Raw genomic sequence first — 9,741 nt, 5'->3', positions numbered from 1 at the left:
TCTTCTGCGAGAGCGTCAGCTGGATGTCGCCGGTGCCGGGCGGCAGATCGACCACCAGGTAATCCAGGTCGTCCCAGCGCGAATCGTTCAGCAGCTGGGTCAGCGCGGAGGTCGCCATCGGTCCGCGCCAGATCATCGGCGTGTCCTGCTCCACCAGCAGGCCGATCGACATCACCTGCACGCCGTGGGCGCGCAGCGGTTCGATCGATTTGCCGTCGGGGCTGTCCGGCCGCCCCGATACGCCGAGCATGGTGGGGATGCTGGGTCCGTAGATGTCGGCATCGAGGATCCCGACCCGCGCGCCCTCCCGGGCCAGCGCCACCGCGAGATTGACGGCGACCGTCGATTTGCCCACGCCGCCCTTGCCGGACCCGACGGCGATCAGGTTCCGGACGTTCGCCAAGGGCACGGTGGCCGCCTGCGGCGCGTGGACGCCGATGCGCTGCCGGACCACCGCCGGGGGGCCGTCCCTGCCAACGAGTGCAATAACCTCCGCCACGGATCGCACGATTTCATGCTGCACGGCAGCAATGGGCACACCGAACGTGATGTCGACCACGACACCACCCGGCCCCTCGGGCCCGACCGAGACGCGGCCCACCTCTCCGACGGTGACGCCGAAACCATTGAGCGGGAGGGCGTCGAGGCGTCTGGCCAGCGGGTCGCTCATGAATGCGTTCCAAAAAAAGGATGCTGAGGACGGGCCGTCCCCGCAACACAACTTGTTAAAGCCATGTTACGGTCGAGGCGTCAGGGAGACAGGGGGCCGCAAGGAGGGCGGCACTGATCATTTTCTGTTTTGGGGAAACCAAATGCCAGTTACGCAACAGCGACTGCGGCGCAGCCGCATCGCATCGGCCGTCCTCGCGGCCCTCGTCCTTCCGGCGGCCACCGCGGCCTTCGCTCAGCAGGCCACGACCACCACCACGGACGAATCGAAAGACGCCGCGAAGAAGACCGAGCTCGACCGGGTCACCGTCGTCGGCTCGCGCATCAAGCGCTCGGAGACCGAAGGTCCGGCCCCCGTCACGGTCATCACCCGCGCGGACATCGATCGCGAAGGTTTCCAGACCGTCGGCGACATGCTGCAGACGCTCACCCAGAACACGACCTCGTCGTTCACGGGTGACCTCGCGATCACCGGCTTCACGCCGAATGCCCAGGTCGTCAACCTGCGTAACCTCGGCCCCGGCTACACGCTGACGCTGATCAACGGCCGCCGCCCCGCGCAGTACCCGCAGCCGTACAACCGCGACAACAACGTCGTCAACATCAAGGCCATCCCGTCCTCGATCATCGAGCGCGTGGAAGTCCTTACCGGCGGCGCCTCGGCGATCTACGGCTCCGACGCCATCGCGGGCGTGGTGAACATCGTCACGCGCAAGAATTTCGACGGCAACTTCGTGCGCGGCACGGTCGGCACCACGACCGATGGCGGCGGCGACAGCGTCAATCTCGAATACACGGGCGGCCGCACCGGCGACCGCTGGAGCGCGGTGTACGCGTTCCAGTACGGCGCGAACGAGCCAGTGTTCGCCAGCCAGCGCGACTTCCTTTCCGATACGCGCAACGGCCCGCTCGGCGCGAACCTGACCAACCCGGCGCTGTCGCTCATCGCGATCCGCCAGTCGGGCACGTCCTCGCAGATCGGCCGCAACGCCTACTATCCGGGCCAGGACGTCTGCGACCGCTTCGGCTACACGACCCGCACGACCGCCGCGCGTGGCACGTACTGTGGTTCCTTCACGCAGCCGGGCTCGCGTTCGATCTCGAACAAGGGCGACTTCTGGTCGACCTACGGCTACGGCACGTTCGACCTGACCGACAACGTGCAGCTGTTCGGCAGCGCCACGTACTACTCCAGCCGTGCGGCCGCCTCCAGCGGCACCGAGTTCTGGGGCACGTCCGGCGACCAGTTCATGCGCACGTCCAGCGGCGGCTCTACGAGCGTCTACTACGATCCGCAGTTCGGCTCGCTGATCCAGCTGCAGCGCGTGTTCAACCCGTTCGAGCTCGGCGGCCTCGAGGCTTCGACCACGAAGTTCGACGAGAGCACCTACGACGTGATGGTCGGCGCCATGGGCACGATCGGCGAGCGCTTCGACTGGGAGGCCTCGGCCGCCACGTCGCGCTACGAGTACGAAGCCGATCGCCCGCGTCTGCTGGCGCAGGCGGTGCATGACTACTTCCTCGGCCCGCAGCTCGGCTATACGAGCATCTACCCGACGTACCGCCTGAACCTTGATCGCTGGAACACGCCGCTGACGCCGGAGCAGTACCGCTCGATCTCGACGCGCGTCATCAACAAGGGCACGACGGGCTCGTCGACGTTCAACTTCAACGTCAGCGGCGACCTGTTCGACCTGCCCGCCGGTGCCGTGGGTTTCGCGGGCGTGCTCGAGGCCGCGCGCCAGGAGTTCGACCTCGAGAGCGATCCGCGCACCGACCAGCTTCGTCCGCGCGATGCCGGCACGATCTACAACCTGACGAGCTCCGGCGAGTCGCACGGCAAGCGTGACCGCTACGCCGTGGGCGCTGAGTTCCGCGTGCCGATCCTCAAGTCGCTGACCGCGCAGCTGGCGGCTCGTTACGACAAGTACGACGACATCACCGCCGTCGACGACGCGATCACCTACACCCTCGGCCTGGAATATCGTCCGTTCGAGAAGCTGCTGCTGCGCTCCTCGTACGCGACCAGCTTCCGCGCGCCGGACATGCAGCTCGTGTTCGCGCAGGGCGCCGCCTCGTTCTCGACGGTCCTCGACGAGTACGCCTGCCGTTCGGGTACCGGCCTCGGCCAGGCGACGCCGCCGACGCCGCGTTCGCGCACGACCTGCTCGGGCACGGTGGGTGACCCGACGATCTACTCGGCGCAGACGGTCATCGCGGGCAATCCGCTGCTGAAGGAAGAGGAAGGCAAGTCGTTCACGGCCGGCTTCGTCTTCGACATCATGCAGGGCATGGACGTGTCGGTGGACTACTGGCGCATCAAGCTCGAGGACGCCGCGACGCAGCTGAGCTCGGCGTACATCCTCGAGAACGAAGCCAACTGCCGACTCGGCGTCAAGCGCGACGGTTCGCCGTTCGAGTACACCTCGAACTCGGCGTTCTGCCAGAACGTCACGAGCCTCGTCACGCGTCTCCCGGCCAACCCGGGTACGGCGCTGGACAACCGCATCGAGCGCATCAACTCGGCGTACATCAACTCGGCGCTGCAGGACTCGAGCGGCATCGACGCGACGTACCACTACAAGCTCAACACCGCTAACTGGGGCCGCTTCGCCCTGGAGCTGGGCTACTCGCTCAGCCTGACCAACCGTTACCGCCAGTTCGCGGGTGACGAGCTGGTGGACTACCGCGACAACGTCGCCATCAGCGACCAGCGCAGCCGGGTCCGCGGTTCGCTGGGCTGGTCGAAGGGCGACTGGTCGACGACGGTGTTCGGCACGCGCTACGGCTCGAACGGCAACTGGGTCGGCCAGGACTACACCAACGCCGCGGGTGGGTTCTCGCCGCGTCGCCTGCCGCCGTACATGCTGTACAACCTGCAGGTGGCCAAGAAGTTCGGCCCGAACCTGACGGCCTCGCTGACCGTTAACAACGTGCTGAACAACCAGTACCGCGAAGATGCCAGCAACACCGGCTACCCGTTCTACGATTACTCGATCGGTGCCGACCCGCTCGGCCGCCGCGTGTACTTCAGCGTCGGGTACAAGTTCTAACGCACCACCGCTTCACGAAAAGCCCGGCTTCGGCCGGGCTTTTTTTTGGCCGGCGCGCCGTTCCAGCGCTCGCCCGCGACCACCTGAACAAGCGGCCGGACGGTGACGCGCCCCGCGCGGTTTCCGGTTATAAAAGGCCACCCCTGCGGTGTGCAGGGGACGAATCGTCCTGAGGGGGACTCCATGCGCAAGACTTTTCTGGCTCTGGCGGCGCTCGCGCTGCCGCTGCTCGCCTCCGCCGCCGACAACTCGCCGATCGGCCGCTGGAAGACGCTCGACGACGAGACCGGCAAGGTCATGACCATCGCCGAGGTCTACCAGGCCCAGAACGGCAAGCTGGCGGCCAAGATCGTCGAGGCCGTTGACCCCTCGGCGGCCACCTGCACGAAGTGCGACGGCGCCAAGAAGGGCAAGTCGACCGTCGGCATGCCGATCCTGTGGAACCTGTCGCCGGTCAACGGCGGCTGGGGCGGCGGCGAAGGCTACAAGCCGTCGGCCGGCATGGGCTTCAAGGCCAAGAGCGTGAAGCTGGTCGACGGCGGCAACAAGCTCGAAGTCACCGGCTGCAAGCTGTTCATCTGCAAGACCGCGACCTGGGTCCGCGTGCACTGAGCACGTCGCCTCGAGGAACACGGACGGCCCGGGAAACCGGGCCGTTTGCGTTTCCGCAGGGCGGCCGCGAAAAGCGCGCGTGCGATACTGGCCGACCCCCGCGTCACGCCGCCGATCATGCCCCGCCAGATCCTCGTCACCTGCGCCCTGCCCTACGCCAACGGCCCGCTGCACCTGGGCCATCTCGTCGGCTACATCCAGGGCGACATCTGGACGCGCGCGAACCGCATGGCGGGCGACACCGTCCATTTCGTCTGCGCTGACGACACCCCCGGCACGCCGATCATGCTCGCGGCCGAAAAGGCCGGCACGACGCCGGAGGCGTTCATCGCCGGCGTCCAGGCGGGCCATGAGCGCGATTTCGCCGACTTCGGCGTCGCGTTCGATCACTACGACTCGACGAACTCCGACGGCAACCGCGAGCTCACGCAATCGATCTATCGCGCGCTCGACGCCGCCGGCTGCATCACGCGGCGCTCCGTCGCGCAGCTGTTCGATCCGGTCAAGGGCATGTTCCTGCCCGATCGCTACGTCAAGGGCATCTGCCCCAACTGCGGCACGCCGGACCAGTACGGCGACAACTGCGAGCACTGTGGCGCGACGTACGCGCCGACGGAGCTGAAGGAACCGCGGTCGGTGATCAGCGGCGCGACGCCGGAGTTGCGCGAGTCGGAGCACTTCTTCTTCGAGCTGGGCCGCTTCGACGCGTTCCTGCGCGAATGGCTGGCGGGCGACGTCGCGGTCCCGGGCGTCAAGGCGAAGCTGCAGGAATGGCTCGATGCCGAGGGCGGCCTGCGCGCCTGGGACATCTCGCGCGACGCGCCGTACTTCGGGTTCGAGATTCCCGGGCATCCCGGCAAATTCCTCTACGTCTGGCTGGACGCGCCGATCGGCTACCTGTCGAGCTTCAAGGCCTTGGCCGAGCGCCGCGGGATCGATTTCGACGCTTACCTTCGCGCGGGCTCGAACGCCGAGATGCACCACTTCATCGGCAAGGACATCGTCAATTTCCACGGCCTGTTCTGGCCGGCGGTCCTGCATGGCGCCGGACTCCGCGCACCGACGCGCCTGCACGTCAACGGCTACCTGACCGTGGACGGCGCAAAGATGTCGAAGTCGCGCGGTACGTTCGTCATGGCGCGCACCTACCTCGACAGCGGGCTGGATCCGGAAGCGCTGCGCTACTACTTCGCGGCCAAGACCTCGGGCGGCGTCGACGACGTCGACCTGAACCTCTCGGACTTCATCGCACGCGTGAACGCCGACATCGTCGGCAAGTTCGTGAACCTGGCGAGCCGCTGCGCGGGCTTCATCGAGAAGCGCTTCGGCGGCCGCCTCGCGGACGCGCTGCCCGACGGCGCCATGTGCGAGCGCTTCGTCGCACAGCTCCAGCCGATCGCCGCCGCCTACGCTCGCAACGAGGCGGCCACGGCGTTGCGGCTGACCATGTCGCTGGCCGACGAAGCGAACCGCTACATCGACGAGACCAAGCCGTGGGTGCTGGCCAAGCAGGCGGGCGCGGATGCTGACCTGCAGGCCGTCTGCACGCAGGGATTGAACCTGTTCCGCGTGCTCGCGGTCGCCCTGAAACCGGTGCTGCCGCGCGTGGCCGCGCAGGCCGAGGCCTTCCTGCGTGCGCCGATCGCCCGGTGGAACGATGCTGCCGCGCCGCTGCTCGCACACGACATCGCGCCCTACGCGCCCCTCTTCACCCGAATCGACCCGAAGCAGATCGACGCCATGACCGACGCCAGCAAGGACACCCTGCAGTCCACGACCACCCCAGCGACCGCGGCCTCGGCCGCCACCGTCACCACCGACGCGACCGCGCCGCAGGCGACGACGAATGCGGCGGCGCCCGCTGCATCGCACATCGGCATCGATGACTTCGCCAAGCTCGACCTGCGCATCGGCAAGGTGCTCGAGTGCGGCTTCGTGGAAGGCTCGGACAAGCTGCTGCGCTTCCTGCTCGACGCCGGCGAACTCGGCCAGCGCCAGATCTTCTCGGGTATCCGCGGCTCGTACGGCGAGCCGGAGACGCTGGTGGGCCGCAGCGTGGTGTTCATCGCGAACCTGGCGCCGCGCAAGATGCGCTTCGGCGTCAGCGAGGGAATGATCCTGTCGGCCGGCTTCGACGGCGGCGGGCTGTTCCTGCTCGATGCGGACACCGGCGCGGCACCGGGCATGCCCGTCCGCTGATCGACACCGCGACGCGCAGTGCGATGACCGACCTCGTCGAACGGCTCGACCGCCTGCTGCCGCAGACCCAGTGCGGCCAGTGCGGCTTCGCGGGCTGCCGTCCGTACGCGGAGGCGATGTCGCGCGGCGAGGCCGGTGTCGACCGCTGCCCGCCCGGCGGTGATGCCGGCGCGCGGGCACTGGCGCGCCTGCTGCAGGTGCCGCCCCTTGCCTACGACCGCGCTCGCGGCCTGCAGGCACCGCCGCGCGTGGCGCTGGTGGTGGAGGAGGACTGCATCGGTTGCACGAAATGCATCCAGGCCTGCCCGGTCGACGCGATCATCGGCGGCGCGAAATCGATGCACACGGTGATCGAGCCGCTCTGCACGGGCTGCGAGCTGTGCGTGCCCGCCTGTCCCGTGGACTGCATCGTGATGGTGCCGGCCGCCTGACGGTCGACGCGGGCCCGGTCAGCGGCGCGGGGGCGTGCAGGCCGAGCAGATCCGTTCGACGCGATAACCGCGCGCGCGCAGGAGCGACACGACGCCGTCATCGCCCAGCAGGTGCAGCGCGCCGACCACGACCAGCACGTCGTGATCGCGGCCATCGGCCAGCATGCGCTCGAGCTGGGGCACCCACGCGCGATTGCGATCCACGTTGAGCCGCTGGTACGTCACCGGCGTGCGCTCGCGCATTTCCTCGCGGGTCATCGTTTCCAGCGCGGTCAGATCCGCGCTCCGCCATGCCGCATGCAGCGCAGCGAGCTTCGCCTCGGCGCCCTCGCCTTCCTCGACGAATTCGCGCAGCGATGCGACCTGCTCGGCGAGCGGCGTCGAATCCAGCGTCGCGAGCTGCTGGTCGACCGTCTCCAGGCCACGGGCGGGCTTGCCCGCCGCCTTCGCGCGCGCCATCAGCACGCGGTCGAGGCCGTCCTTGGGCGCGTAACCGGCGCGCTGACCGAGGACCGTCACCAGCATGGTGTCCACGAACCACGGCTCGAAGGCTGCCATCCGTTCGGCCGGCAGGCCGAAGGCAGCGAGGCGCGACGCCAGCGCCGGCGCGAGGTCGGGCGGCGTCACGCGTGCCAGGCTGGAGCCCGCGTCCGAACTCGCGAGCGCCAGCATCTTCGCGGTGACACCGGGATCGTCCAGATCGTCGGGCGCGACCTCGAACACCAGCGATTCGGCGTCCTTGAAGGCACGGTCGACGTCCTGCGACAACGGGTAGTCCGACTTCGCCAGCAGATGGAACGAACCAAGGAGGTAGAGCGAGCTGTCCGCATCCGACACCTTCCACAGCAGCGGGACCGGCGGCGCCTCCGGCGCACGCGGCTTCGGCGCCGAACCGACCACAGGCGCCGCGAGCAACAGCCCGGCGAGCAGGAGCGTGAATCGCGACATCGTTCGGCTCATCAGTGGTAGGCCTTCTCGCCCGCCATGACGGCGAGGCGCAAACGGTTGCCGTCGGGCGGCAGTGGGCACGTCGCGAACGGCGTGAACGCGCACGGCGGGTTGTAGGCCTGGTTGAAATCGATGCGCACGCGGCCGTCCACCGGCGGCGCGGTGTCGATGAAGCGACCCGCGCCGTAGCTGCCGTGCCCGCTGGTGCGGTCGGCGAACACGAGGAACAGTCCGCCGCCGTCGCCTTCGAGCGCTTCGAGGCGGTAGGTATTGCCGTTGCGCTTGAATTCGACACGGCCGGGGTTCGGCGTCGGTTCCACGATGCCGATGATGTTCGCGATGCCGAGCGTCGCGCCCGGCGGATTGGGCACGAACCGGGCGTCCACGATCCAGTCGGGGCCGCCGGGCCAGTACTGCAGCCCGCGGAAGGCGGTGCGCGTGGGCGCGTCGGCGTGCTTGACGCGCAGCGCGTAGCGATCGCCGCGATGGATCACCGTGGCGAGCCCCTTGCCGTCGTCGAACGCGACGAGGCTCGCGCCCGCCGGATCGTCGTCGGGACGGAGCACCGCGGTGGACACGGACCGGCCGTCGACCAGCGCGCCGGCGCCCTTCGCGGGCTGGAACCGGATCCGCCCGTCGTCCAGCGCGAGCAGGCCCAGCTGCGACGGCCCCACCCGCAGCCGGATGCCGTTGCTCGCTGCACTTCCGACGAAATGCGCGCCGCGATCGATCCAGTGCAGGCCGACGAGCGATGTCCACCCGTCCGGCGCCGTGAGCTTTCGCAGGCGTTCCGCACGCCACACCTGCTCGGCCTGCACGAACGCGGCCGGCTGCGCGCGCGGCGTCGCCGGTGGCGCGGCATCGCGGCGACACGCCGACGCCGCCAGCACGAGCGCCAGCGCCGCGATGCCACGGGTCAACGACCGCGCAGGAACCATCGATCCATCTCCGCCAGGCTGAAGCGCGCCCAGGTCGGGCGGCCGTGGTTGCATTGTCCCGAGCGCTCCGTCGCTTCCATTTCGCGCAGCAGGGCGTTCATCTCGGGAATCGTGAGGCGCCGATTGGCGCGCACCGCGTGGTGGCAGGCCATCGTGGCCAGAAGTTCGTCGCGCGCCTCGGCGATGCGACGCGTATCGCCATGCTCGCGCAGGTCGGCCAGCACGTCGCGCAGCAGCGTCTCGGTGTCGCCGCTGGCCAGGAGCGCCGGCACCGCGCGCAGCACCAGCGACTGCGGCCCCGTGCGCGTGACGTCGAAGCCGAGTGCGGCGAGCGTGGCCGCCTCGCGCTCGGCGACGTCGGCCTCGCGATCGGACACCGCCACCGCCTGCGGCACCAGCAGGGGCTGCGTGCGCAGGCCTTCGCCATCGTGCGCGGCCTTGAGCTTCTCGTAGCCGATGCGTTCGTGCGCGGCATGCATGTCCACGACGATCAGGCCTTCCGCGCATTCGGCCAGGATGTAGATGCCATGCAACTGCGCGACCGCGTAACCGAGCGGCGGCAGGGTCGGCGTGTCGTCCGCGGCAGGCGGCGGCAGCGTGGCCATCGCGGCCGCGGCCGTGCGCTCGGCGGGTGCATAGAGCGCTTCATATGCGGCACGCGCCTCCGCGACCTGCAGTCCCAGCGGCGCCTGCCGCGCGGGGGCGGCCCAGGCGGGCGTCGACGTCACGGCCGCCGCGACCTGCGCGCCGATCGCCGCGATGCTTGTGCCCGCGCGCGTTTCCGCGAGCACGCCCTGCAGCGTGCGATAGACGAAATCGTGGATCAGCCGCCCGTCGCGGAAACGCACTTCGTGCTTGGCCGGATGCACGTTGACGTCGACGCGGCGCGGG

At 69.0% G+C, this 9,741-nt stretch carries 8 protein-coding genes; 4 read left to right on the top strand and 4 right to left on the bottom strand.

Going from position 1 to position 9,741, the window contains the following annotated elements; translation table 11 throughout:
* Positions 1-670, bottom strand: a 670-nt coding sequence (locus tag E4F61_RS13530) for a P-loop NTPase (RefSeq protein ID WP_238382949.1), incomplete at its 3' end; no start/stop codon positions are given.
* A gap of 142 nt (positions 671-812) precedes the next feature.
* Here E4F61_RS13530 and E4F61_RS13525 point away from each other — a divergent pair.
* The 4 genes from E4F61_RS13525 (at position 813) to rnfB (ending at position 6,964) form a co-directional block, all read left to right on the top strand.
* Positions 813-3,722 carry a TonB-dependent receptor domain-containing protein gene (locus tag E4F61_RS13525; protein WP_133480150.1) on the top strand — a complete coding sequence of 970 codons (2,910 nt, stop codon included), beginning with the start codon at positions 813-815 and terminating at the stop codon, positions 3,720-3,722.
* Positions 3,723-3,905: 183 nt separating this feature from the next.
* Positions 3,906-4,334, top strand: a complete 429-nt coding sequence (locus E4F61_RS13520) for a DUF2147 domain-containing protein (protein ID WP_133480149.1) — start codon at positions 3,906-3,908, stop codon at positions 4,332-4,334.
* Positions 4,335-4,451: 117 nt separating this feature from the next.
* Positions 4,452-6,533 carry a methionine--tRNA ligase gene (gene metG, locus E4F61_RS13515; RefSeq protein WP_133480148.1) on the top strand — a complete coding sequence of 694 codons (2,082 nt, stop codon included), beginning with the start codon at positions 4,452-4,454 and terminating at the stop codon, positions 6,531-6,533.
* Positions 6,534-6,556: 23 nt separating this feature from the next.
* Positions 6,557-6,964: an Rnf electron transport complex subunit RnfB gene (gene rnfB, locus E4F61_RS13510; protein ID WP_133480147.1), complete on the top strand. Its 408-nt coding sequence runs from the start codon at positions 6,557-6,559 to the stop codon at positions 6,962-6,964.
* A gap of 18 nt (positions 6,965-6,982) precedes the next feature.
* Here rnfB and E4F61_RS13505 read toward each other — a convergent pair whose 3' ends face one another.
* The 3 genes from E4F61_RS13505 to E4F61_RS13495 form a co-directional block, all read right to left on the bottom strand.
* Positions 6,983-7,924, bottom strand: a complete 942-nt coding sequence (locus E4F61_RS13505) for a TraB/GumN family protein (protein WP_133480146.1) — start codon at positions 7,922-7,924, stop codon at positions 6,983-6,985.
* Positions 7,924-8,850 carry a DUF1684 domain-containing protein gene (locus tag E4F61_RS13500; protein WP_133480145.1) on the bottom strand — a complete coding sequence of 309 codons (927 nt, stop codon included), beginning with the start codon at positions 8,848-8,850 and terminating at the stop codon, positions 7,924-7,926. Before E4F61_RS13500 ends, E4F61_RS13505 begins: the two co-directional genes overlap by 1 nt.
* Positions 8,829-9,741 (bottom strand): DNA mismatch repair MutL family protein (locus tag E4F61_RS13495; protein ID WP_484482007.1); only part of this gene is annotated, 913 nt, incomplete at its 5' end. The genes E4F61_RS13500 and E4F61_RS13495, both read right to left, overlap by 22 nt.

Origin of the sequence: Cognatilysobacter segetis (genome assembly GCF_004359965.1) — a bacterium.
In the GTDB taxonomy this organism is placed as follows: domain Bacteria; phylum Pseudomonadota; class Gammaproteobacteria; order Xanthomonadales; family Xanthomonadaceae; genus Cognatilysobacter; species Cognatilysobacter segetis.
The sequence above is the reverse complement of the archived record's forward strand: the minus strand, read 5'-3'. Positions and strand labels throughout refer to the sequence as shown.

Coding starts and splice junctions, on each gene's coding strand:
- E4F61_RS13525 (WP_133480150.1), top strand. CDS start 813: ATGCCAGTTACGCAACAGCGACTGCGGCGCAGCCGCATCGCATCGGCC.
- E4F61_RS13520 (WP_133480149.1), top strand. CDS start 3,906: ATGCGCAAGACTTTTCTGGCTCTGGCGGCGCTCGCGCTGCCGCTGCTC.
- metG (WP_133480148.1), top strand. CDS start 4,452: ATGCCCCGCCAGATCCTCGTCACCTGCGCCCTGCCCTACGCCAACGGC.
- rnfB (WP_133480147.1), top strand. CDS start 6,557: ATGACCGACCTCGTCGAACGGCTCGACCGCCTGCTGCCGCAGACCCAG.
- E4F61_RS13505 (WP_133480146.1), bottom strand. CDS start 7,924: ATGAGCCGAACGATGTCGCGATTCACGCTCCTGCTCGCCGGGCTGTTG.
- E4F61_RS13500 (WP_133480145.1), bottom strand. CDS start 8,850: ATGGTTCCTGCGCGGTCGTTGACCCGTGGCATCGCGGCGCTGGCGCTC.